Raw genomic sequence first — 23,389 nt, forward strand, 5'->3', positions numbered from 1 at the left:
ACCTCTTCACACGTCATTTCATTGAATATATCGGTCTTCAGACGGTGGAAAATTATGAAGCATCTGTTAAGATAACGTTAGCGTTTCGTAAGAGCACACCGATCAAGCGCTTGCTGGGTGCTTTTTCACAAACATTTCGTTATGATAATAAGGAAACCACTCATCTGAAATCGATTGGAACCTTTCCAAAAGAAGGAGATTACGTATATGTCAGAAATTTTGCATCGTTCATTAACCCGTCCGATCCGTGTCGGCAACCTCATCATCGGTGGATCCAATGAAGTCGTCATCCAGTCAATGACGACAACAAAAACTCATGACGTCGAAGCAACCGTCGCTGAGATTTTACGTCTCGAAGAAGCGGGTTGCCAAGTCGTCCGCGTCGCTTGTCCTGACGAGCGTGCGGCTGACGCCCTCGCTGAAATCAAGAGCCGCATCAATATCCCGCTCGTCGTCGATATTCACTTTGACTATAAACTGGCGCTCAAAGCCATCGAGAGCGGTGTCGATAAGATCCGCATCAACCCGGGTAACATCGGTCGCCGCGAGAAAGTTGAAGCGGTCGTCAACGCTGCTAAAGCAAAAGGTATCCCGATTCGAATCGGTGTCAACGCCGGCTCGCTCGAAAAGCAGTTTCTCGAGAAATATGGTTACCCGACGGCCCAAGGGATGGTCGAGAGTGCCATGCACCACGTCAAGATTTTGGAAGATCTCGGCTTCTATAACACGATCATCTCGCTCAAGGCGTCTGACGTAAACCTCGCCCTCGAAGCATACACGCTCGCGGCCAAGACGTTTGACTACCCGCTCCACGTCGGGATCACCGAGTCGGGTCCTCTCTTCTCAGGCTCACTCAAGTCAGCAGCTGGCCTCGGTGCGATTCTCTCGCTCGGTATCGGTTCGACGGTCCGCGTCTCGTTATCGGACGATCCGGTCGAAGAAATCAAAGTTGCCAAAGAAGTGCTCAAATCGTTTGGTCTCGCGGCTAACGCAGCGACACTCATCTCATGCCCAACATGTGGTCGCATTGAGATCGACTTGATTTCAATCGCTAAAGAAGTCGAGGAGTATATCCAAAACATCAACGTCAACATTAAAGTTGCCGTCCTCGGCTGTGCAGTAAACGGACCTGGGGAAGCTCGTGAAGCTGATATCGGGATCGCCGGCGCCCGCAACGAAGGCCTTCTCTTCCGTCACGGGAAAATCATCCGGAAAGTACCGGAAGCCACGATGGTCGAAGAATTGAAAAAAGAAATCGACGCCATCGTCGCCGAAAAATTGGCCGCACGTGAACTTGAAGAGCAAGAGCTCGCCAACCAATCTAACTAATCCTTTGCCCGCTCGGTTGCAACCGAGCGGGCTTTTGGTACAATAAGGGTTATGAGCAAGGAGGGACGAATATGCACATTGGAATTGACCTCGACGGAACCGTCACGGATCCGCAAAGTTGTTTTCATTATATGAACGATGCGCTCGGATACGCCATCGATTATCATCAGGCGACCGAATACGAGCTGCATACTTATACAGATATGACACAAGAAGCGTTTTGGCGCTTCATGATTGAACAAGGTCATGAGGAAGCGATTTATCGTCGCTCACTTCCGCATTCCGAAGTGAACGCCGTCTTATGGAATATGCGCAAGTCGCACCGCCTCCATTACGTCACGGCCCGCAGCGAAGCCGTCCGCGCCGTCACCGAGGAGTGGATTCGGCAGCATGAACTCCCACTCGACTCGCTCATCATGACAGGGAGCCATGACAAGGTCGGCGTCGTCAAACAGCTCGAACTCGACCTATTCATGGAGGACCGTTATGAGAACGCGATCTCGATCCATGAACAGACGACCATCCCGGTCCTATTGTTCGACGCGCCGTATAATCGCAAACCGTTACCGGATGGGGTGAAACGGATCACATCTTGGAACGAGGCGCTCCACATCGTCAATCGCTTCGAGACGACCAAGTCCATCACCATTTAAAAAAAGCCCCATATACGTTGGATAGGAATATCCACTGTATACAGGGCTTTTTTATATGTGTCCGATTGCTTCGATGACGTCTGTTGCGAGGACACTCGCCGGATGCATCTGCCGACTCGCGGCTTGTGCCGCCAAGGCGTGCCATAGGACGGCTTGTTCGTTCGGGGACGACTCGGTGTCAATTCGGTCCGTCCGCGCCCAGAGCGCGAGCAACATTCCGGTCAACACGTCGCCGCTCCCTCCTTTCGAGAGCGCCGCGGCTTGAATCGTATTGACCGCCCCCGTCCCGTCTGGTTTGACAATGAGCGTATGCGTCCCTTTCAAGATGAGGTGAATCCCATGTTGCCGTGCGAAGTCTGACGCGATACGGAACCGGTCCGCTTCAATCTCGGCGACGGACCGTCCCGTCAAGCGAGCGAACTCTCCCGGGTGCGGCGTCAACGTGAGAGGACCTTCCGCTGCGAGATGTTCCGTCGTCAAGGCGCCCGCATCGACGATGAGCGGTTTCGATTGACGACTGACGGTTTGCCATAAACGGTCCGACCGTTCATCGTCGACGAGACCTGGCCCAATCGCCGTAGCTGCATACTCCTTGTCCGGCAACTCATCGATGCCATAATACATCGCCTCAGGTAAACTCGATGCCATGATGTGCGCCTCCGATGGGATGGCCAAGTCCAGTAAGCCAATGCCAGTCCGTAACGCCGCCCGGGCCGCCAAGAACGGGGCTCCAATCAAATGACGGCTCCCGCCAATCAAACATCCATGCCCATATCGATTCTTATGACCGTACGGGTCGCGCTCGAGCAAATCCCGGTCAAAGTCTGACTCCGTCAACACGCGCCATTCAGACGTGTGAGGCAGTCCGATATCGACTACCTCGACCGTCCCATAATATGGGGCCGTCTGTGTTAAAAAGGCACTCCGCTTATAGCCGTGTAGCGAAAACGTCGTATCCGCCTTAACCGCATGTCCGTCAAATTCTGACGCCTCATCACTCGGGACACCGGACGGCACATCGATCGCCATGACCGGCGCCGACTGTTCACGCATCCAAGTGATGACGTCCCTCGCCTTTCCGGTGACCGGACCACGGAATCCGACCCCGAACAAGGCGTCGACGACATAATCGGCGTCTCGGGGCTCCTCGACGATGGTGACGAAACGGCGCGCATACGCCGCATGCCGTTCCCCTTCCGAAGACTTCGGTTCGCCAAATGGGGCATAGACAAAGACGTCACACCCTCGCTGTGCCGATTCTCGAGCCACGACCCAGCCGTCCCCACCGTTATTGCCGGCGCCGCAGATGACGAGCACCGACGAGCGTGGCCGGAAGGTCAGACGGGCCGCCACGGCCGATGCTGCCCGTTCCATTAACACGTCGGCCGGCATCCCTTGCCGGAGCGCCGTCGTATCGGCTTGTTTGGTTTCGGCTGCGGTGTAAATCATCTCGACTCCCCCTCTCTTGATTCGACAAAAAAGGGATTGCATCCACAATCCCTTCTCGTCACTTACATTGTTTACAATACCCGTAAATCTCGAATTTATGATCGACGACCTCAAAATCAGGATCGAGCGTCTCGACATAGCGCATCGGGCAGAGCTCGAGCAGCTTCGTCTTACCGCAACCGCGGCAAATCAAATGGTGATGATGATGATTCGACCCGCACGTGACGCGGAACGCCTTCTCTCCATTCAATTCGGTCGCTTCGAGCAATCCTTCCTCGGCGAATGACTTCAAGTTGCGGTACACGGTGTCAAAACTCATCGTCGGATGTTTCGCGCGCATATAGTCGAGCACATCCTTGGCACTGACGTAACGCTCTTCCGCCGCGAGAAAGGCAAACATCTCAATCCGTTTCGGTGTCACTTTGAGCGACGACGATTGCAGACGGGTCAATTGTTCAGTTTCCTTCATAACGAACCTCCTTCTTCCGAGCGAGTCCGAGTCGTTCAGCCAGCATGACGACGGCTAAAATCATAACGGCGAGCAGAACGATGACACCACCCGGGGCGACATCGAGCTCATAGGCGAGGATGAGTCCGCCAATCGTCGCGACTTCTCCGAACACGATTGACCAGAGAATCGTTTGCTTGAAGCTGCTCGTGAACCGGAGCGCAGCCGCTACCGGTAATGTGATCAGACTCGAGACGAGCAGCGTGCCGACGATGCGCATGCTGACGGCAATGACGAGCGCGACGACGAACATGAACAGCACGTGGAGCATCGTACTCGGCAGACCCGACACTTTCGCCTGTTCTTCATCGAACGACAAGAACAACAGCTGTTTATAGAACACGATGATGATGAGCAGCGTGAAACCCGCCACCGCTAAAATCATCCAGATGTCTGATAGACTGACCGCTGAGATTGACCCGAACAGGAGCGTCGACAAATCGATGGAAAACCCGCGCGACAACGAGATGAAGATCGCACTGAGTCCCATCCCGGCCGACATCATGATCGGAATCGACAACTCTTGGAAATGGACGTATTTTCCGCGGAGCCAATTGAGGCCGAGCGCGGCGAGCACGGAGACGAGCGTCCCCAAGTAAAGCGGGTTCAAGTCGCTGAACAGCAGAATATACTGTCCGAGGAACAGACTGAACGAGATTCCGGCAAGCGTCATATGGGACAATGCGTCGGCAATTAAGCTCATCCGTCTGACAACGACGAACGAGCCGATGAGCGGCGCGGTGAACCCGATGACGACGGCTGCGATGAACGCATAACGTAAAAAGCTGTACGTGAACAGATCCGTGATCATGACGTACCTTCATGGACGAGCACTTTGACCGGATACGGTTTAATCGCCGTCAATTCGCCGAGCTCACTATATTCTTTCAAGCCACAGTTGCAGGCCATACGTCCGTGATCGAGATGGACGACTTTCGTGACGAGGTCGGTGACGACGTTCAAGTCATGGGTAACGAGAATGAAAGTACATGACGTGTGCTCGCGCAACAGATGGAGCACCTCATAAAAATCACGCAAATGTTTTTGGTCGACCCCGACCGTCGGCTCATCCAAGATGAGCAAGTCCGGTTGGTTGACAATCGCTCGAGCAATAAAGACGCGCTGTTGCTGACCGCCGGACAGGCTGCCGATTTTCCGATGTCGAAACTGCCACATATTGACCGTCTCGAGTGCATTTTGAATGGCCGCCTTGTCTTCGATATTCAACCGTTTGAACAGACCGAGGCGTCCATAACGGCCCATAGCGACGACTTCCTCGACCGTCACCGGAAATCCTGAGTTAAACGACGCGGCTTTTTGGGAAACGTAACTTATACGAGACTTGTCTTTGAACTGTCCTTGGGGACGGCCGAACAGTTCGACTGATCCGGTTTGCGGCGATAACAATCCGAGAATCGTCCGAATCAACGTCGATTTGCCGGACCCGTTCTCCCCGACGACAGCGACAAAGTCGCCTTGTTTAATATCGATGGACACGTCCTGTAGCGCGGCGGTCCCATCGTAATGATAGGAAACATGATTTAATTTTACGACGGATGTCGTCATAAGCTACCCTTCTCTCGTGTGATAAATCGTAATCATTTCTACTTGCTTGGCGTCTGTATTATACAGAATATCAGTCTATGCTTCAAGTATAGAGGCAATGCGAGCCGATTGGCGGCGCACGAACTGAAATCCGTATGTAATTTTATGGTCTTCGTTGTACACTAGAGATAACGCAGAGGGGGTTTTTCCGTGGAGAAAAAACTAGCAGTCATCGATATCGGGTCCAACTCGATTCGTAACGTCATTTTTGAAGTGAACGGCCACGGTCAGTATTTTGAACGGTTGAACGTGAAAGAAGTGGCACGGCTGTCGAGCCATATCACCGATGACAATGAACTGTCCGAGTCTGGCATCGAGGCGCTCATCGAGACGCTGAATCACTTTAATCGCTTGAACGAGCATCACGAAGTGAAAGAAGTGTTGCCCGTCGCGACGGCCGCCATCCGCAACGCCAGCAATTCCGAGGCCATTTTAGAAGAAGTCCGGCAAGCGACCGGCATGGAGATTCGGTTGTTGAGCGACTATGAGGAGGCGTTTTACGGCTACTCGGCCATCATCAACTCGACGTATATCGAGGACGGCTATTCAGTCGATATCGGTGGTGGTTCAATGGAAGTGACCTACTTCAAAGATCGTGAACTCGTCTTCTATCACAGCTTCCCGTTCGGAGCCGTCACATTGACCGAGGACTTCATGAAGGGTGACACGCTCACGAAAGACGAGCGTAAACAATTGACGACGTTCTTGAAAAAGTCGTTCAAAGAGATCGACTGGCTCGAGCCGCACGGTATACCGCTCGTCGGTGTCGGAGGCACGGCTCGAAACCTCGTTCGGGTCGAACAGTCGATGTCCTTGTTCCCACTCGAGGGAATTCATCAATACACGCTCGGGGCCGACCGCCTGCATGATGTCGTCGACGAACTCATACAAATGTCGCCGAAACAACTTGGGCGTCTCGACGGTTTGTCGAAGGACCGGATGGACATCATCGCCCCGGCCGTGACCGCCATCGATGAACTGGCGAAGTATTTGAAAGTTCCTGAGTTCATGATGAGCAACAACGGACTACGCGAGGGCTTGTTCTATGAGTACTACTTAAAGGAAAACAATCTGGTCCGTTTCGGTGACGTCAAAGAAGAAAGTTTCCGGTATTTCGAGAAGCAGTATGCCGTCGACCTGGTCCGTCATCAACACTTGATTCATCTCGCCCGCCAAATCTACACCGGCTTGATTGAGACAAAGACGATTAAGCCGAAACCGTTCGAACCCGGTCTTTTAGAAGGGGCGTGCCGGCTCGCTTATGTCGGGGAATATATCGACCATAACAACAAGAGCGACCACACGTTCCACTTGATTACGACGAACGATTTTAAAGGGATGAACAACGAGGACCGGCTCGCCCTTGCCTTGGTGACGTCCTATAAATCGCGACGCCTGCTCAAACAACATATCGAAGGCTTCCCTGAATGGTTCGACTCGAAGATGTTGAAGAGCTTAGAGCTGCTCGGCTCCATCGTCAAGCTCGTCGACGCGCTCGATTTGACCGAACGTCAAGTCGTAGAGAACGTCGACGTATCCTCGACCGAGGAAGGACTTGTCTTCACGCTTCATACGCACACATCCCCGCGCTTTGAACTGCAGCGCGGCATCCGCCATAAAAAACATTTGGAACGTGCGATTGACCAATCAATCGAGTTACGCGTAGAGGAGAGAGATTCATGACCATCTACTTACCCGAACATTTCAATAACCGTGAGCTCAGCTGGCTGAGCTTCAACGAACGCGTCTTGCAAGAAGCGATGGACGAACGCAATCCGCTCATGGAACGGCTGAAGTTTCTCGGCATCTTCAGCTCGAACCTCGATGAGTTTTATATGGTCCGTTTCGGCGGATTGAAGGACGAGGTGCTCGCCGGCTTCAACCGTCCGGAAGACAAGGCCGGTCTGACGCCGAAGCAGCAAATCAAAGCCATCTCCATCAAGGCGCAAGAGCTCGTCGAGGTCCAGTACGCGACATATAAGAAAATCCTCAAGCAGCTCGCCGCGGAGAACGTCCGTTTCTTGCGGCCGAAACATTTGAATAAGACGCAACTCGAGTTCGTCAAACTCTATTTCCGGACGCATGTCTTCCCTGTCTTGACGCCGATTGCCGTCGACGCCTACCGGCCGTTCCCGATGTTGTTGTCTAAATCACTGAATATCGCCGTCGAGATCGCCTCGACCGATGAAGGCAAGAAACGGCTCGCTCTCGTCCAAGTGCCGGCCGTCTTGCCACGCTATCTCGAGCTACCGACCGAGGATGAGGACCATACCGACTTGATGTTGCTCGAGGATGTCATCATCCAGTTCATCGACTCGTTGTTCAAAGGGTTCGAAGTCGAGTCGACGATGCCGTTCCGAATCACCCGAAACGCCGATATGCCGTTCCATGAGGAAGGCAGCCGCGACGTCTTGAAACAAATCGAGAAAGAGTTGAAGAAACGACGCTACGGGGTCGCGATTCGGCTCGAGGTGCAGCAACGGTCGCTCAGTAAAGAGCTGTTGTTCATGCTCCAGGACGTGCTCGACCTTCATGACCGGGACATCTTCCTCGTCGATGGTCCAATCGATTTGACGTTCTTGTTCGGGGTCTATAATAAAATCGGGATCGAGTATGATGAGATGATTAACGAGACGCTCATTCCGTTCGTCCCGGAAGGACTTGAACCGGGGAAAGATTTGTTCCAAGCGGTACTGAAAAAAGATTACTTGCTCCACCATCCGTACCATTCGTTCGACCCGGTCGTCCGCTTCATCGCCCAGGCGGCCAAAGACCCGAACGTCCTCGCCATCAAGCAGACGTTATATCGGGTGTCCGGTGACTCGCCGATTATCAAGGCGCTGACCGATGCCGCCGAGAGCGGGAAGCAAGTGACGGTGCTCGTCGAATTGAAGGCCAGGTTCGATGAGGAGAAGAATATTCAATGGGCAAAACAGCTCGAGAAAGCCGGCGCCCACGTCATTTATGGCTATAAAGAGTTAAAGACGCACTCGAAAATTACGCTCGTCGTCCGTATTCTTGAAGGCGGCGTCTTGCAACGGTTCGTCCATCTCGGTACCGGCAACTATAACGACTCGACCGCCAAGCTGTACACGGACATCGGCTTGTTGACAACGAACGAAGAGCTCGCCGAAGACGCGACCAACTTCTTCAACTGGCTCTCGGGGTACGGAGAACGTCCGTCGTGGCATAAATTCGAGACGTCACCGGACGACATGCACGACTTCTTCCTTCAAAAGATTGAGGACGAAATTAAACTGCACGAGAAATTCGGTAACGGCCGCATCGTCGCCAAGATGAACTCGATTACCGACAAGCCAATTATCACGAAACTATACGACGCCTCACAGGCCGGCGTCAAAATCGATTTAATCATCCGCGGCATCTGTTGTCTGCGTCCGGGCATTAAAGGCATCTCGGAAAACATCCGTGTCATCTCCATCATCGATCGCTATTTGGAACACTCGCGTATCTTCTACTTCTATCAAAACGGGAAAGAAGACTTATATTGTTCCTCTGCCGACTGGATGACCCGTAACATGCACAAACGGATTGAGATTCTATTCCCAATCCTCGATGCGGGACATAAGTCGTATATTAAAGACATACTCGCGCTACAACTCGTCGATAACGTGAAAGCCAGAATCCAGCGTGCTGACGGCAGTTATGTGTATTTGAAACAAGAAGCCGGACAAGAACAAATTCAATCACAAATCATCATCCATCAATACACGGGCGGCCGCTGGAACAACATTCCGAGCGTGTTTGAACGGGAACCTTCGAACTGGGCCGAACGGGAAGTCCTTCGCTTACGAGCTGAAAATGAGAAAATGACAGATGACTGATGTTAGACTTCTCAAACGAGAATGAACATTGTATAATGAATTCGGTTACCTGTTAATAAAGCGTTTTCATTTCGATTATGGAGGAATCATTCATGCAAGAAATCCTATTGTCATTGCTCGCTGGTCTTATTTGTGGCATGATTTTCACCGCTTTGAAGTTGCCGCTCCCTGCTCCACCCGTTTTACCTGGTGTCATCGGCATCTTCGGCGTGTTTCTTGGGATGAAAGTATATCAATTCGCACTCGCGAACTGGCCATTTTAATTCAAAAAACGAAGCCCCTGGGCTCCGTTTTTTTTTACATATCGTAATGTCTTGCTTTGTGACACGTGGGGCATAGCCATGTGCCGCTTCCTGCTTCAAAATGATACTCCATCAGACGAACCCCGAATGCTCCAAAACGATTCAAATCATCCCCGCATGCCTCACAGACAGTCGTCGGGGCGAGTTGTAACATCGCCTGTTCGTTTGCCAAGTGGGCGCGAAACGACTCCCGGGTCCACTTGGCAGAAGGCACGCGGTATCCTTGTTCCCATTTCGCGCGGATGACATCGTTAGTATCCCCGTCATACATCCCGGCTCGGAGGAGCGGATGATGGAAGTCGAGGCCGACCACATCAACGAGACTATACGCCGTCACTTCGGGCGTTGCCTCCATCCGCCAATAACGGTCAAACGGGCGCTGCGTCGTCTCTACGAGCATGACTTCGACTTCGGCCACGATTCCATACTCGAGAATCTCGATCCATGCTGTCGCCTCGTCAATTTGCCCTTCCACATAAAACGGGCTCGCTTCTTGAAAATATGTCGGAAGCGCAGACCAGACATCATATACGTTCGGGTCGATCCGAATGAGGCTCATCTTATTGGTGCGCGAGCGTAAACTGTTCGCGCCATTCGGCGTCAAAGCGGTTCGCCCGGAACATCTCGATTTCCTGCTTGTATGGTGCCACTTTCGTCTTCTCACTGATTGGAATATATGGTGTCTCTAAAATTTTCGGCAAGTGGGTGAACGCCTCGTGATGAATGATGCGGTTCAACGTCTCGAATCCGATTTCCCCGTATCCAATATTCTCATGTCGGTCTTTCTTCGCGCCACGAACGTTCTTCGAATCGTTGACGTGGATGACACCGAGACGCTCGAGTCCGACGATTCGCTCGAACTGTTCGATGACGCCGTCCAAATCGCCGACGAGGTCGTAACCTGCGTCATGAACGTGACACGTATCGAAGCAGACCGACAGGCGATTGTTATGCGTCACCCCATCGATGATGGTCGCCAGCTCCTCGAACGTCTTGCCGAGCTCGCTGCCTTTCCCAGCCATCGTCTCGAGCGCGATTTTAACTGTTTCATCGCCAGTGAGCACTTCGTTCAAGCCCTCGATGATGCGGGCGAGTCCGACCTCTTCACCGGCACCGACGTGGGCACCGGGATGGAGCACGACATGGCGCGCGACTTGGAGCGCCTCGGCCCGTTTAATCTCGGCTGCTAAGAATGACACGGCGAGTTCGAACGTCTCCGGTTTCGTCGTATTTCCTAAGTTGATGATATAAGGGGCATGGACAACGATTTCCTCGATGTCGTGCGCCGCCATATGGACGAGCGCCGCCTCGATATTCAAGTCCTCAATCGGTTTGCGACGCGTGTTTTGGGGCGCACCCGTATAGACCATCATCGTATTGGCACCGTAAGACACGGCCTCCTCACTACCTGCGAGCAACATCTTCTTACCGGAAACTGAAACGTGGGAACCAATTTTTAACATAGTCATTTCTCCTTCATTCTCATCTGTCTTTAGTGTACACAAAAAGAAGAATCGACTCCACGAAGTCGATTCTTCTTTTGCTTAGCGACGGTTCTTCTTACGAACTTCGCGACGTTCCTTACGTTGGCTCTGCATATGCTCACGTGAGGCCGTCTCTTTCAACTTATACTTGAACTTCTTCTTGTAACCAGGCTTGACCTTTTTCTTCGCCTTCTTGATTTCGCCCGCCATCCGGCTGTGCGCCGTTTGCGAGACTTTCATCTTCCGGTCGGTCGTGCGGCGTTTGCGCGTCTTAATCTCTTGGAGCGATCCGTTCCTCACATCGACGTGCTTGAACGTGAAACCACGCTCTTCGAGTCGATTGATGGGACCGTTCTCGTGATCTTCATATAACGTGTACGCTTCGCCCGTCTCACCGGCGCGGCCCGTCCGGCCGACACGGTGCGTATAGAAGTCGAGGTCTTTCGGAATTCCGAAGTTGATGACGTGCGATACACCTTTAATATCGATGCCGCGCGCTGCTAAGTCGGTGGCAATCACGAACTGATATTTCGCGTCGTTTATGTCTTTGATGGCTTGCTTGCGGCGACGAGCTTGCATGTCCCCGTGAAGCGTGCCGACGTTGAGTCCCGCCTCGCGGAACGAAGTCTCCAACTCATCTGCATCCTGTTTCGTGTTCGTGAACACGAGACAGACGAACGGGTTAATCGTTTTGGCGATTTCGACCGTCAACGCCTTACGGTCACGGTGACGTACCGGGATGACGTGATGCTTGATTTTCGGAACGACACGGTGCTCTTCACTCGCTTCCGCGTAGCGTGGGTCGTGCAAGTATTTCTTCAAGAACGGCTGTAACTTCTCAGGGATTGTCGCTGAGAAGACCATCGTTTGAAGTTTTTCTGGCAACGCCTGCGCGATACGGTCGACTTCAGGCAAGAAGCCCATGTCGAGCATTTGGTCAGCTTCATCGACGACGAAGTGCGTGACTTTGTGCGGGAATAACGCTTGGACTTTCATCAAGTCGAGCAAACGACCTGGTGTCCCGATGATCAGTTGTGGTGGGTTTTTCATCTTGTCGATTTGTCGTTCCCGGTCAGTTCCTCCGACAATCAGACTTGTCTTAATATAATCCGGCTGTTTGACGAGGAGTGTTTTCAACTCTTCGTGAATCTGCCAAGCGAGTTCGCGCGTCGGTGCGACGACGATGGCTTGGACCGATTCTTCTTTCGGATCGATTGCTTCTAAAATAGGTAAGAGGAACGCAAGCGTCTTCCCCGTTCCGGTTTGTGATTTCCCAATGATATCGCGGCCATTCATGGCAGCCGGGATAATCCGGGCCTGAATGTCCGTCGGTACTGTGATGCGCTTTTCTGTCAAGGCATCGACGATAAACGGTAACAATTTGAACTGTTGGAAGCTGTTCAATCGATACACCTCCTGTTTCTTTCCACTTTTCCTAGCATAGCGGAATCTAATCATTTGTCAATTAATCTTTTGCGAGCCCTTCATACAAATAGCTCGATGTGTAGTAGTGTGGTGCGATTTTCTTGCCGCTCAAATATAGTTCGAGCGCTTTGAACCCGACCTCGATCATCTCATTCGGAGATTGGACGACGGTCGCATTTACTTTGCCGTTATGAATGAGCGGATAAATCCCCGTCACCCCGTCGACCGATACGAGCGTCTTGTCGCTGAGTCCATGACTTTCAAGGGCACGGACGACACCGAACGTATTGTCATCGTTATGCGAGAAGACGGCATCGAATGGGATGTCGGACTCGAGCCAACGTGACATCTCGATCTCCGCTTGAAACGTATCATAGTTTCCGGTGATGGAGGCGACGACTTGAAGGTTGTCGTTCGCCTTATCATATTCCGTCAATCCGAGGCTTCGGTCAATCGTCGAGCGGACCTTGGCCGTCCCGCGTACTTCGACAACTCGAATCGGACGGTCTAGCCCGGCGTGTTGGGCGGCGATATGGTTCGCAGCCATGCGTCCGATTTCGACATTGTCGGACATGACGGACGTCAAAACGCTCTCATGGTCGATCATACGGTCAATCGCGATAATCGGAATGCCTTCCCGCTCGGCACGCTCGAGCGACGAACGAATGAACGCCTCGTCGAGCGTCGTCACAAAAATCGCTTCGACCCCGCGGTCAATCAAGGCATCCAACTTCTCTTTCTCTAATACCCGTGAGTCCTCGCTCGTCGTCGGGACAGGGATGAACCCTTTTTGGTTCGCCGTCCGGACGAAAGCGGCCAGTAACTTATTGGCGTGTTCGTGCTTCTCACTGACGAAGACGAAACCGACTTCGTTATTCTCGCTCGATTGTTCCGGCAATTGAATTGATGTGATCAGTAAAATCGTCAACGCCCAGACGACAGGCAGCCATAGCCAGTAATGTTTGAATCCTTTCGTCATGGGTGTGACCGCCTTGGGATTTTAATCATCATGGCCGTACCTTCTCCTTCAACGCTCTCGATTTCCATGTCACCGTTCACGGCTTTCAAGTATTCGCGAATCATGTAGAGACCTAAGCCGTTGCCGTTCTCTTTCGTCGTGTAAAACGCCGACCCGACCGATTTGACTTGAGCCTCGGTCATACCGATGCCGTTATCCTTGATCAAGAAACGATAATCCCGCTCCGTGAATTGAATCGTGACCGTGACATTGCCGGCGGCCCCTTTCGAATCGACGGCTTCGACCGCATTTTTGAACAAGTTGTAAAGGATTTGAATGAGCATGTCGCTCGAGCAGTAGAACAGCGGCATGTCGTTCGGGAAGTTCAACTCCCAATTCGTGACCCGCTTATAACACTCGGCGTCGAGCAAGAATTCAAGGCGACTCGCAAACTCTGTCATATCGAGCCATTCTTCTTGCAGTTTGGCCTGATCCGGTTTGGCGAGCGTTAGCATCGTCGTAATCAAATGGTTGGCCCGGTCGAGCTCTGAGAGGGCGAGGTCAAGCATCTCTTGGCTGCTATGCCCTTCTTTCACCATCTGTAACGTGATTTGGACAGGTGTGAGCGGGTTACGGATCTCATGAGCGATTCCGGCCGCCAGCTGTCCGAGCGAGGCGAGCTTCTCTTGCTGGAGCAATAGTTGTTGTTGGCTAAGCTGTTCCCGTCGTGCCGTCTCCATGCGGCGGGAATAGTCGTTATACGTATCAAGCAACGTCTCGACTTCTTTGGAGCCGGTCCGTTCTAGTTGAATCGGTTCAAGCGACTGCTGCTTCTTGATGTTTTGCACGAGCTCGAGGAGCGGGCTCGTCAACGTCTTCGACAACAGCAAACCGACCATGATACTTAAAAAGAACGTGACGAGCGTAATCATTAAATATTGCCAACGCGTCGCATAGACCGCCTCGTACACAGAATCGGTACTATGTTTAGCGAGGACGCTCCAGCCGGTGACACGGGCGTCCGGTTCATACATGATGACGTCATCCTCGGTGCTGAACAGCGTCCGGACCGAATAGTCGTCCGTCGCCTCGATAATAGAGCGAGGCAGACGACGTTCCGCGTCTGTGACGAGATTGAACGATGTCGATAACACCTCGCCCCGCTCGTTCAACAAATAAAGAATCATATCGTCGTTCGCCGATTCGAGCATGCGTCGATATAAATCGGAGTTGAGCACGCTGATGCTGCCGCCAAACATCCCGACCAACCGGTTATCCTCAAGGACCGGTACGTATAAAAACGTCCCGACGTCACCGGAGATGGAAATCGGTTCACTCATGAATAAGTCGTTGCCTCCACCGTTGAGCACTTCGTTAAACTTTGCATCGGCTTTCAGTGTCGTGGTCGGCACTCGACGTTGCGAGTACCATTTAAAGGCATCGTCCTGTAAATCGTAATAAAAAATCGAGGTAAAGCTCGTGCGCTGATTCAAATAGCCGGTTCGAATCCGTTCTTCGATATACGTCTCGTTTCCGACGTAGGCGCCGAGATAGACCAAGTCTTCATACAGTTTACCGAGTCGCGTCTCTAGGTTCTCGATACTCCCGTCAATCGCATAATCAAATTGTTCTTTCGCTAGCTCTTCCGCCCGGGACACCGTCACACGATCGGCAGAGAACGCTAGTGAAGAGATGACAAGTCCTAGTATAATGAAGATAATAAATGTAATCTGAAAGAAGTACGATTTTCGAACTTCAAGCAATGTTCTCACGCGTTCCACGGTGTCCCTCCTTTCTAACCTTAAGATTATAGCATGAATACACGCAATTCTTTTCGTATTTTCGAAACAATGTTAGACTAATACGTATGAAAGCATCGCGAAAGGAGCGTTCCTTACAAAATGAAAGTTAAAAAAATCAGTCCACGCGGATACTGCTACGGCGTCGTCGATGCCATGAAGCTCGCCAACGAAGCGATGGCCAACCCAGATTTACCGCGTCCTATCCATATACTCGGCATGATCGTCCATAACCGACATGTCACCCAAGCGTTCGAGGACCTCGGCGTCAAGACGGTCGACGGCGAGGATCGCATGAAAGCACTCGAGACCATCGACCGCGGTACGGTCGTCTTTACCGCTCACGGCATCTCGCCGCTCGTACGTAAACGTGCCATCGAGAAGGGATTGACGATTGTCGATGCTTCGTGCCCAGACGTCTTGGTCACGCACGATTTGATTCGTGAAAAGACGGCCCTCGACTATGAGGTCATCTATATCGGGAAGCACGGACACCCGGAACCAGAAGGTGCCATGGGCGTCGCCCCGGGCAAAGTTCATCTCGTACAATATGAACGGGATTTCGAGGCATTGCCAGCCCATCTCTATGAGACGAAAATCCTCGTCACGAACCAGACGACGATGAGTCAATGGGACGTCTCGGCCTTGATTGAAATGATTCAAGAGCGTTATCCGCATGTCGAAGTGCATAATGAAATCTGTAACGCGACGCAAGTCCGTCAAGAAGCGGTGGCCGAACAAGCCGGCGATTGCGAACTGTTAATCGTCGTCGGCGACCCGAAATCGAATAACTCGAACCGCCTGGCCCAAGTTTCTAAAGAGATTGCCGGCACGAATGCCTATCGCATCGGTGATTTGAGCGAGCTCGACCTTGCTTGGCTCGATGGTGTCGAGACGGTCGCCGTCACGTCAGGTGCGTCTACACCGACGCCGATCACGAAGAAAGTGATCGACTTCCTGAGCCAATATGACCCGCTCGATTTGAGCACACATGACAAGACCCCTTATCTCGAACTCCGTAGCATCCTCCCGAAAGTGAAGGCGCTCCGTAAGTGACATCAAACCCCGTCCTCGTGAGAGGACGGGGTTTTCGCATAATCAATAGAAACGAAACGGATTCGTATCGGCTTCGGACACGAAGAATTCGACATCGAGCTTCGCACGTTCTCCTTTTTGCCGCATGACGTCGACGACTCCCTGCTTCATGACACTCTCGACATGATGACCCGGGTCGACGACCGAAAGACCGAGAGCCATCGCGTCGTGCGCCACATGGAAATACAAGTCACCCGTCACATACACGTCCGCGCCTTTGAAATGGGCGGCCGACACGTATTTGTTCCCATCACCACCGAGGACGGCCACTTTCTCGATTGTCCGGTTCGGATCGCCAACGATACGCACCGCTTCGACGCCAAAACTCGCCTTGACGTGCTCTGCGAACGCAGCGAGTGTGAGCGGGGTCGATAGACGACCAATGCGCCCGAGACCGAACACACGCCCCTCTATGTCGTCCCGAATCAAATCGTAGGCGACCTCTTCATATGGATGCGTGTCCCTCATTGCCTTGAGTACTCGTTTCTTTTGGCTCTCCGTGACAATCGTCTCGATTTTCACTTCCTCGACATGTTCCGTCTTGCCGTGTTGGCCTAGATACGGGTCCGACCCTTCGAGTGGCGTGAACTGACCCTCTCCCGAGACGGTGAACTGACAGTCCCCATAATCTCCGAGACGACCGGCTCCGGCCCGGCCAAGCGCATCCGACACGGCTTGCCGATGCGTCGTCGGGACGAACACGGACAGTTTATATACCGGTTCTTCATACGTCGGGATGAGCACCGTCGGATCGACCAACCCGAGTGCCTCACTCATCCAGTCGTTGACCCCGCCCTCGCAGACGTCCAAGTTCGTGTGGGCCACATAGACAGCGATGTCATGCCGAATGCATTTCATGACGATGCGCCCTGCCGCACTGCGGTCGTTCACTTGTTCTAGGGCACTGAAAATCGGTGGATGATGGGCGATAATCAAGTCGACGTCCCGTTCGATGGCCTCATCGACGACCGATTCGAGCACGTCGAGCGTCACCATGACCCGATGTATGGGCTTATTCAGCGTACCGATTTGGAGACCGATTTTATCGCCCTCGACGGCAAGATGTTTCGGGGCAAACTCGTCAAACAATTGGATGACATGGTTTCCGTTCGCCATTAGTTGCTCACCTCTCTCATTTTGTCACGTAACGTCTTGAACTCCTCCTGCTTCTGGATGAGCGCCTCGGTCTGTGCCCCCTCAGCCATTTGACCAAGCACGTAATCGAGCTTGTCCGCTTCACGTCCCCATTTCAGCTTGAACGCCTCAGGCCGTGTCTCGAGCAAGTAAGGACCGAACATGAGCTGCCAAGCCCGTTCCGCTTCATCCGAACTATAGCGGGTCTCCGTACCACGTTCGCCGACGAGAATCTCATATACTTTATCGTTCTCTTCGACGATGGACTCAGCAATCAACACGAAGCCTGCGTCGAGCAACCATTCGCGGACGTGTTGTCCATCTACATTCGGTTGCAAGACGAGCCGTTCGACCGCGCCTAACTTGTCACGGCCACTCTCTAAAATCGATCGAATCAAACTTCCTCCCATCCCGCAGATTGAGATACAAGTCGCCTCATCTGCTTCGAGAACGGCTAGTCCGTCACCGAGACGGACGTCAATCTGTTCAGTCGCGCCAATCAACGCGACTTGCGCTTTTGCCGCCTCCATCGGTCCGCGGTTCACTTCGCCGGCGATGGCTCGATTGACGATGCCTTGTTGGACGAGGTAACATGGCACGTAAGCGTGGTCAGATCCAATGTCCGCCACCACGCTACCTTTCGGGATGAAATCGACGACTTGCTTCAGCCGCCGGTCTAACGTCACTTGTTCTTGCATAGGGACAACTCCTTTTTCTACTTCTTCACTATTAGGGTAACGAATATTGATAGTCAGGACAATAAAAAACGTACCCCGCTAGGAGTACGTTTCCCTCTTATTGTTCGAGCAACCAAGTCGCGAGCACGTCCGCCTCTTCGGCAGTGGCGAGGCCAGCTGGCATCGCACCTTTACCGTTGACGATGATGTTCGTGATCTCTTCAGCCGATAAACGTTCGCCGACACCAGTCAAGGCAGGACCGACGCCTCCTTCGAGATTTCCACCGTGGCAACCTGTGCAACCTTTAGCTGCATACAAGTCTTCTGGGTTCATCTCAGTGACAGACGGACCTTCAGCAGCTTGTTGTGCTTGGTTTACGCCAAAATACGATAATGAGACCATGGCAATGATTGCGACGATCGCAATCGCTGCAAACGGTAACAATGGATTACGCATTGCATTTCCCCCTCATGTTCATTCCAAATTTCTACCCATCACTATTTTACTCAAAAAATAATAAAGAAGGAAGGAAAATCACTCATTTTCCTTCCTTTCTTCTAAAACTTCACACTTTATTCAAAAACACAATTAATCGAGGAAGTCTTTCAAGCGTTTCGAACGGCTCGGGTGACGAAGTTTCCGAAGTGCCTTCGCCTCGATTTGACGAATCCGCTCACGAGTGACACCGAACACTTTACCTACTTCTTCAAGCGTACGCGTACGGCCGTCATCGAGACCGAAGCGGAGACGGAGTACGTTCTCTTCACGGTCCGTGAGCGTGTCGAGCACGTCTTCGAGTTGTTCTTTAAGCAATTCATACGCGGCGGCATCTTGTGGAGCCATCGCATCTTGGTCTTCAATGAAATCACCGAGGTGTGAATCGTCTTCTTCACCAATCGGAGTCTCAAGCGACACCGGCTCTTGAGCGATTTTCAAGATTTCACGCACCTTCTCAGGTGTGAGCTCCATCTCTTTGGCAATCTCTTCAGGCGACGGTTCGCGTCCGAGGTCTTGCAACAATTGACGTTGAACACGAATCAATTTATTAATCGTTTCGACCATGTGAACCGGAATCCGGATTGTACGGGCTTGGTCCGCGATGGCTCGTGTGATTGCTTGACGAATCCACCACGTCGCATATGTCGAGAACTTGAACCCTTTCATATAGTCGAACTTCTCGACGGCTTTAATGAGGCCCATGTTTCCTTCTTGAATCAAGTCGAGGAAGAGCATGCCGCGCCCGACATAACGTTTCGCAATCGAGACAACGAGACGGAGGTTGGCTTCGGCGAGGCGTTTCTTCGCCTCTTCATCGCCTTGTTCAATCCGCTTCGCGAGTTCAGTCTCATCTTTCGCGCTAAGAAGATCGACGCGTCCGATTTCTTTCAAGTACATGCGGACCGGGTCATTGATTTTAATGCCCGGTGGGACAGATAGGTCGTTCAAATCGACCTCTTCGTCTTCTTTTTTCGATGGCGTCTCTTCGGCATCGGCCGCATCTTCTGTGACGCGGATATCTTTACCTTCTAAATCTTCGATGAAGTTATCGATAAAGTCTGAGTCTACCTCAAAATGGCTGAGGCGATCTTGAATCTCCTGCATCGATACGACGCCTTTTTTCTTCCCTAATTTCTCAAGTTCCTCTATGGCGTTAAATAAATCCTCTTTTTTCTTCTCTGCCATCTAGCAGTTCAACTCCTTCCAAACTTCCTCCACGTTCATCGTTCACGAAGCCGACGACTCCGGGTAATCAATTCTTGTAACTTGGATGCCTGGTCTACTATACTTTCGGCATCTTGTCCGATTTCCCTTTTCGCCCGCTCGATTTGACGCTGTTCCTCATAACTGTTTATGACCTTAATGTATTCATCTAAAACCTCTTCGGTCAGTTCATCCGGTGCGGCCATGAGTCGAATCTCGGCATAACGATTCGCAAAGTCCGGACGTTGGTCACAATATCGTTCCATGAACGGGGGGGCGACTTGTTCGAACTCCTCGTGTGTCATGTCCTCGGAGACGATTTCATACAATGCCGTCGCCAACATGCGGTGCACCTCGTCCTGATAGGACAGGCCGAGACGGTCCCGGACGAAACGAACCCGTTCCGGTCCACTCAACATTGCCCGCAGCAATAACTTCTCCGCTTTGACGTAGCGTGGCTCGTTCGCTTTAGACGAACGCCGGCGGACCGGCTCCGGTTCGCGGACGGGCTGTGGGACGGCTTCTTTCGAAGACGTCTTCGGCATCCGCGACAATAACGTCTCGACCGGAATCTCAAATTCGTTGGCCAGCTTCTTCACGTACAGGTCACGGCGAATCGAGTTATCCGTTTTACTAATTTCCACAAGCATAGATTCAATAAACCGTATCCGTTCTCCTTCTCGATTCATGTTTTTCCCACGCCGGAGCGTGCGGTTCATGAAATCGAGGACGGACAACCGTTCCGATTCGACCAATTTACGCCACTGTTCCGCCCCGTTCGTCCGAATGTAATCGTCCGGGTCGGTCTTCTCAGGTAACATCAACACTTGCACGTCGAGCGGATAACCTTCGAGCAAGCGGACGACTTTCATCGTCGCTTCCTGTCCGGCCGTATCGCCGTCGTAACAAATGATGACTTCTTCGACCATACGGGCCAAGGCGCGGGCATGTTGGGACGAGAACGCCGTCCCGAGCGAGGCGACGACTTCTTTCGTCCCGGCTTGCGCGACTTGCAAGACGTCGACGTTTCCTTCGACGAGCAAGACACGTTTTTGTTTGCGCATCGTGGCGCGGGCCTGTGAGAACCCGAATAAGAGTTCACTCTTATTGAATAACGGAGTATCCGCTGTATTGACGTACTTTGGCTGTCGCTCATCGATCGCCCGTCCGCTAAATCCGACGATTGTGCCGTCTCGATCCGCAATCGGAAAGACGACTCTGCCTTCGAACCGGTCGAAATATTCACCGGATCTAGACTTAGAAATCAATCCCGCTTCTACCATAACCTCGAGGTCGAAACCTCTTCGTTCTAATGAATCCACGGTGAATCGGCGATGGTCGGGCGCGTAACCAATCTTATACTGACCGATCGTCGACTCCTCTAAACCGCGCTGCTGCAAATACGTCAATCCGACTTCGCCCGCCTCGGTCTTCATCAACACCTCGTGATACAAGTCGGCCACGACCCGATGCGCATCGCGCATCTGTTTACGGAGGACTTGGTCACGCGACAATTCCTCGTCGCCCGACACGCCACCTTCGATTGCGATATTCGCTCGCGTGGCGAGGCGTTCAATCGTCTCTGGAAACGATAGTCCTTCCGTCTCCATGACGAACGTGAACACGTTCCCGCCGGCGCCGCATCCGAAACAGTGATACATCCCTTTCTCCGGGGACACGGAGAACGATGGGCTGTTCTCCGAGTGGAACGGGCAAAGCCCGACGAGACGATGTCCTTGCTTCTTCAATTCAACGCGTTCACTAATTAAATCAACGATATCTGTGGCTTGTTTTACTTCCGCAATGACTTCATCCGGTATGCGCGGCAACTTGACCACTCCCTATCCAAACTCGCAACGAAACGGAACGTTCACCACGTTCCGTTTCAATGTCATGTCAGTACTCTATTATACCGTTATCACCAGTCGATTACTAATCCGAGTGCTCAATCCTCTTTTGATTGATCGAGCATCCGTAAAATGATGCCAGCCGTCTCTTCGACGGCCTTGTTCGTCACATCGATGACCTCACAACCGATCCGCTCGTAAATCCCACGGGCGTATTCGAGCTCCCGGTTAATCCGTTCGAGTTGGGCGTAATCGGCCTCGGGTTTTAATCCGAGCGATTTCAACCGTTCCATCCGAATCGAAATCAATTTGTCAGGTGAGATAATCAAGCCGACACACTTGTCAGGCGGCAATTCAAACAGTTCTTCCGGCGGGCGTGACTCCGGCACGAGCGGCACGTTCGCGACCTTATAGCGCTTCAGGGCCAAATACTGCGAGAGCGGTGTCTTCGACGTCCGTGAGACGCCGACGAGGACGATGTCCGCCTTTTTCAACCCGCGCGGATCACGTCCGTCATCGTACTTGACCGCGAACTCCATCGCTTCGATTTTCCGAAAATAATCTTCGTCCAAACGATAGATGAGTCCTGGTTTTTCGCGCGGACTCTCACCGAGTTTACCAGCGAGCACATCGAGCAAATCCCCGAGCAAATCGACCGTCTTCACACCGTACTCTTGTCCGAGACGGACGAGTAACGACCGGTGTTCTTCATTGACCAACGTGAAGGCGATGACCGCTCCTTGGGCACGCGCTTGAGTCACGACGTCGTGAATCGTCTGTCCATCTTCGACGAACGGGATGCGAAGCGTCTCAATCGCATTCTCATGGAATTGGATGCTCGCGGCCCGGACGACGAGTTCACACGTCTCGCCGACTGAATCGCTCACGACAAATACGAGTTGTTTTTGTGTCAGTGTCAAACCAGATTCCTCCTCAGAACGACTCATCGTTAGCGAGCGCGATCAATACTTTCGTCATGTTCGTCTTCGTCATGCGACCGAGAACGATCAGCTTGCCATCCTTCTCTTCAACGACCGGCATGGCATCGATTTGCTTCTCGATCAACTTCATTCCGGCCCGAATCAACGTCTCACCCTTCTCGCATACCGTGATGTTCGGCATCCGGGTCATGATGACGTTGACCGGCAATTGATCGAGATCTTGATTACCGATGGCAGCCCGGAGTAAGTCTTTACGCGATAGGACGCCGACGAGCTCATTGTCTTTCCCGACGACAAACAGCGAGCCGACGTCTTCCAAGAACAACGTCACGACAGCGTCATACACCGTCATCTCGTTACTGACGACTTTCGCCGACGACATGAAGTCTCCGACCGTCAACGAGTCAAGCTTTTCCCGAAGCAGGGATGAGTTTCGTTTGCCGACGAACGTGTAGCCGACACGCGGTCGGGCTTCTAGTATTCCAGTCATCGTCAAAATGGCAAGGTCCGGTCGGAGCGTGGCCCGGGTGAGCGATAGCTCTTGGGCGATCTGCTCCCCCGTGATTGGTCCGTTGACCCTTACGATTTCAACGATCTTCTGTTGGCGTTCATTCAGCTGCATAGCCAACCCCCTCA

22 protein-coding genes are annotated in these 23,389 nt (G+C 52.4%); 6 read left to right on the plus strand and 16 right to left on the minus strand.

Annotation, left to right across the window (positions count from 1 at the left end):
• Positions 1-207 precede the first annotated feature (207 nt).
• A complete protein-coding gene (ispG, locus tag KNP72_RS01235; RefSeq protein WP_021065716.1) occupies positions 208-1,329 on the plus strand; it encodes a flavodoxin-dependent (E)-4-hydroxy-3-methylbut-2-enyl-diphosphate synthase in 1,122 nt (373 codons plus the stop codon).
• Between the two features lie 71 nt (positions 1,330-1,400).
• Positions 1,401-1,982, plus strand: a complete 582-nt coding sequence (locus KNP72_RS01240) for a hypothetical protein (RefSeq protein WP_251128806.1) — start codon at positions 1,401-1,403, stop codon at positions 1,980-1,982.
• Between the two features lie 51 nt (positions 1,983-2,033).
• Here KNP72_RS01240 and KNP72_RS01245 read toward each other — a convergent pair whose 3' ends face one another.
• The 4 genes from KNP72_RS01245 to KNP72_RS01260 are packed head-to-tail and all read right to left on the minus strand — an operon-like array spanning position 2,034 to position 5,505.
• Complete coding sequence (locus KNP72_RS01245) at positions 2,034-3,431, minus strand: NAD(P)H-hydrate dehydratase (RefSeq protein ID WP_214831859.1); 1,398 nt, start codon at positions 3,429-3,431, stop codon at positions 2,034-2,036.
• Positions 3,432-3,489: 58 nt separating this feature from the next.
• Positions 3,490-3,900: a Fur family transcriptional regulator gene (locus KNP72_RS01250; protein ID WP_021065713.1), complete on the minus strand. Its 411-nt coding sequence runs from the start codon at positions 3,898-3,900 to the stop codon at positions 3,490-3,492.
• On the minus strand, positions 3,887-4,750 hold the full coding sequence (locus KNP72_RS01255) for a metal ABC transporter permease (protein ID WP_214831861.1): 864 nt from the start codon (positions 4,748-4,750) through the stop codon (positions 3,887-3,889). The genes KNP72_RS01250 and KNP72_RS01255 overlap by 14 nt, the downstream gene beginning before the upstream one ends.
• Positions 4,747-5,505 (minus strand): metal ABC transporter ATP-binding protein, encoded by a 759-nt coding sequence (locus KNP72_RS01260; RefSeq protein WP_021065711.1) that lies wholly within the window; start codon positions 5,503-5,505, stop codon positions 4,747-4,749. Before KNP72_RS01260 ends, KNP72_RS01255 begins: the two co-directional genes overlap by 4 nt.
• 189 nt (positions 5,506-5,694) lie before the next feature.
• On the opposite strand from KNP72_RS01260, the gene KNP72_RS01265 reads away from it, so the two are divergent.
• The 3 genes from KNP72_RS01265 to KNP72_RS01275 all read left to right on the plus strand — a co-directional run bounded on the left by KNP72_RS01265 (position 5,695) and on the right by KNP72_RS01275 (position 9,652).
• The gene (locus KNP72_RS01265; protein WP_214831862.1) at positions 5,695-7,227 is read left to right on the plus strand and encodes a Ppx/GppA family phosphatase; all 1,533 of its coding nucleotides are present in this window, start codon (positions 5,695-5,697) and stop codon (positions 7,225-7,227) included.
• Complete coding sequence (locus tag KNP72_RS01270) at positions 7,224-9,389, plus strand: RNA degradosome polyphosphate kinase (protein ID WP_214831864.1); 2,166 nt, start codon at positions 7,224-7,226, stop codon at positions 9,387-9,389. Before KNP72_RS01265 ends, KNP72_RS01270 begins: the two co-directional genes overlap by 4 nt.
• Positions 9,390-9,481: 92 nt before the next feature.
• Positions 9,482-9,652, plus strand: coding sequence for a DUF1427 family protein (locus tag KNP72_RS01275; RefSeq protein WP_021065708.1), 171 nt, complete (start codon positions 9,482-9,484; stop codon positions 9,650-9,652).
• 34 nt (positions 9,653-9,686) lie between these two features.
• Here KNP72_RS01275 and KNP72_RS01280 read toward each other — a convergent pair whose 3' ends face one another.
• The 5 genes from KNP72_RS01280 to KNP72_RS01300 all read right to left on the minus strand — a co-directional run bounded on the left by KNP72_RS01280 (position 9,687) and on the right by KNP72_RS01300 (position 15,339).
• Positions 9,687-10,250 (minus strand): hypothetical protein, encoded by a 564-nt coding sequence (locus KNP72_RS01280; protein WP_214718334.1) that lies wholly within the window; start codon positions 10,248-10,250, stop codon positions 9,687-9,689.
• A gap of 1 nt (position 10,251) precedes the next feature.
• Positions 10,252-11,154 carry a deoxyribonuclease IV gene (locus tag KNP72_RS01285; RefSeq protein ID WP_214831865.1) on the minus strand — a complete coding sequence of 301 codons (903 nt, stop codon included), beginning with the start codon at positions 11,152-11,154 and terminating at the stop codon, positions 10,252-10,254.
• An 81-nt stretch (positions 11,155-11,235) separates the two neighbouring features.
• Positions 11,236-12,588, minus strand: a complete 1,353-nt coding sequence (locus KNP72_RS01290; RefSeq protein WP_418508283.1) for a DEAD/DEAH box helicase — start codon at positions 12,586-12,588, stop codon at positions 11,236-11,238.
• Between the two features lie 52 nt (positions 12,589-12,640).
• Entirely contained in the window at positions 12,641-13,579 is a 939-nt protein-coding gene (locus KNP72_RS01295) for a sugar ABC transporter substrate-binding protein (RefSeq protein WP_029595230.1), read from the minus strand.
• Positions 13,576-15,339 (minus strand): ATP-binding protein, encoded by a 1,764-nt coding sequence (locus KNP72_RS01300; protein ID WP_214831867.1) that lies wholly within the window; start codon positions 15,337-15,339, stop codon positions 13,576-13,578. Before KNP72_RS01300 ends, KNP72_RS01295 begins: the two co-directional genes overlap by 4 nt.
• A gap of 120 nt (positions 15,340-15,459) precedes the next feature.
• Between KNP72_RS01300 and KNP72_RS01305 the strand changes: the two genes are divergently transcribed.
• The gene (locus KNP72_RS01305) at positions 15,460-16,413 is read left to right on the plus strand and encodes a 4-hydroxy-3-methylbut-2-enyl diphosphate reductase (RefSeq protein ID WP_214717396.1); all 954 of its coding nucleotides are present in this window, start codon (positions 15,460-15,462) and stop codon (positions 16,411-16,413) included.
• Positions 16,414-16,455: 42 nt separating this feature from the next.
• On the opposite strand, the gene KNP72_RS01310 is transcribed toward KNP72_RS01305, so the two are convergent.
• The 7 genes from KNP72_RS01310 to ccpN all read right to left on the minus strand — a co-directional run bounded on the left by KNP72_RS01310 (position 16,456) and on the right by ccpN (position 23,375).
• Positions 16,456-17,568, minus strand: a complete 1,113-nt coding sequence (locus tag KNP72_RS01310) for a Nif3-like dinuclear metal center hexameric protein (protein ID WP_214831868.1) — start codon at positions 17,566-17,568, stop codon at positions 16,456-16,458.
• Complete coding sequence (locus tag KNP72_RS01315; protein ID WP_214717404.1) at positions 17,568-18,284, minus strand: tRNA (adenine(22)-N(1))-methyltransferase; 717 nt, start codon at positions 18,282-18,284, stop codon at positions 17,568-17,570. The genes KNP72_RS01310 and KNP72_RS01315 overlap by 1 nt, the downstream gene beginning before the upstream one ends.
• Positions 18,285-18,381: 97 nt before the next feature.
• The gene (gene cccA, locus KNP72_RS01320; protein ID WP_021065699.1) at positions 18,382-18,720 is read right to left on the minus strand and encodes a cytochrome c550; all 339 of its coding nucleotides are present in this window, start codon (positions 18,718-18,720) and stop codon (positions 18,382-18,384) included.
• Between the two features lie 132 nt (positions 18,721-18,852).
• On the minus strand, positions 18,853-19,947 hold the full coding sequence (gene rpoD, locus KNP72_RS01325) for an RNA polymerase sigma factor RpoD (RefSeq protein WP_021065698.1): 1,095 nt from the start codon (positions 19,945-19,947) through the stop codon (positions 18,853-18,855).
• 35 nt (positions 19,948-19,982) lie between these two features.
• Positions 19,983-21,803: a DNA primase gene (gene dnaG, locus KNP72_RS01330; RefSeq protein WP_353048062.1), complete on the minus strand. Its 1,821-nt coding sequence runs from the start codon at positions 21,801-21,803 to the stop codon at positions 19,983-19,985.
• A 107-nt stretch (positions 21,804-21,910) separates the two neighbouring features.
• Positions 21,911-22,759 carry a pyruvate, water dikinase regulatory protein gene (locus KNP72_RS01335; protein WP_214831869.1) on the minus strand — a complete coding sequence of 283 codons (849 nt, stop codon included), beginning with the start codon at positions 22,757-22,759 and terminating at the stop codon, positions 21,911-21,913.
• Complete coding sequence (ccpN, locus tag KNP72_RS01340) at positions 22,746-23,375, minus strand: transcriptional regulator CcpN (RefSeq protein ID WP_021065695.1); 630 nt, start codon at positions 23,373-23,375, stop codon at positions 22,746-22,748. The genes KNP72_RS01335 and ccpN overlap by 14 nt, the downstream gene beginning before the upstream one ends.
• Positions 23,376-23,389 lie beyond the last annotated feature (14 nt).

The organism is Exiguobacterium sp. s152 (assembly GCF_018618335.1).
Classification (GTDB): Bacteria; Bacillota; Bacilli; order Exiguobacteriales; family Exiguobacteriaceae; genus Exiguobacterium; species Exiguobacterium chiriqhucha.

What these genes read in the sequence shown, in the direction of transcription:
- ispG (WP_021065716.1), top strand. Translation starts at nt 208, where the DNA reads ATGTCAGAAATTTTGCATCGTTCATTAACCCGTCCGATCCGTGTCGGC.
- KNP72_RS01240 (WP_251128806.1), top strand. Translation starts at nt 1,401, where the DNA reads ATGCACATTGGAATTGACCTCGACGGAACCGTCACGGATCCGCAAAGT.
- KNP72_RS01245 (WP_214831859.1), bottom strand. Translation starts at nt 3,431, where the DNA reads ATGATTTACACCGCAGCCGAAACCAAACAAGCCGATACGACGGCGCTC.
- KNP72_RS01250 (WP_021065713.1), bottom strand. Translation starts at nt 3,900, where the DNA reads ATGAAGGAAACTGAACAATTGACCCGTCTGCAATCGTCGTCGCTCAAA.
- KNP72_RS01255 (WP_214831861.1), bottom strand. Translation starts at nt 4,750, where the DNA reads ATGATCACGGATCTGTTCACGTACAGCTTTTTACGTTATGCGTTCATC.
- KNP72_RS01260 (WP_021065711.1), bottom strand. Translation starts at nt 5,505, where the DNA reads ATGACGACATCCGTCGTAAAATTAAATCATGTTTCCTATCATTACGAT.
- KNP72_RS01270 (WP_214831864.1), top strand. Translation starts at nt 7,224, where the DNA reads ATGACCATCTACTTACCCGAACATTTCAATAACCGTGAGCTCAGCTGG.
- KNP72_RS01275 (WP_021065708.1), top strand. Translation starts at nt 9,482, where the DNA reads ATGCAAGAAATCCTATTGTCATTGCTCGCTGGTCTTATTTGTGGCATG.
- KNP72_RS01280 (WP_214718334.1), bottom strand. Translation starts at nt 10,250, where the DNA reads ATGAGCCTCATTCGGATCGACCCGAACGTATATGATGTCTGGTCTGCG.
- KNP72_RS01285 (WP_214831865.1), bottom strand. Translation starts at nt 11,154, where the DNA reads ATGTTAAAAATTGGTTCCCACGTTTCAGTTTCCGGTAAGAAGATGTTG.
- KNP72_RS01295 (WP_029595230.1), bottom strand. Translation starts at nt 13,579, where the DNA reads ATGACGAAAGGATTCAAACATTACTGGCTATGGCTGCCTGTCGTCTGG.
- KNP72_RS01305 (WP_214717396.1), top strand. Translation starts at nt 15,460, where the DNA reads ATGAAAGTTAAAAAAATCAGTCCACGCGGATACTGCTACGGCGTCGTC.
- KNP72_RS01310 (WP_214831868.1), bottom strand. Translation starts at nt 17,568, where the DNA reads ATGGCGAACGGAAACCATGTCATCCAATTGTTTGACGAGTTTGCCCCG.
- KNP72_RS01315 (WP_214717404.1), bottom strand. Translation starts at nt 18,284, where the DNA reads ATGCAAGAACAAGTGACGTTAGACCGGCGGCTGAAGCAAGTCGTCGAT.
- cccA (WP_021065699.1), bottom strand. Translation starts at nt 18,720, where the DNA reads ATGCGTAATCCATTGTTACCGTTTGCAGCGATTGCGATCGTCGCAATC.
- rpoD (WP_021065698.1), bottom strand. Translation starts at nt 19,947, where the DNA reads ATGGCAGAGAAGAAAAAAGAGGATTTATTTAACGCCATAGAGGAACTT.
- KNP72_RS01335 (WP_214831869.1), bottom strand. Translation starts at nt 22,759, where the DNA reads ATGAGTCGTTCTGAGGAGGAATCTGGTTTGACACTGACACAAAAACAA.
- ccpN (WP_021065695.1), bottom strand. Translation starts at nt 23,375, where the DNA reads ATGCAGCTGAATGAACGCCAACAGAAGATCGTTGAAATCGTAAGGGTC.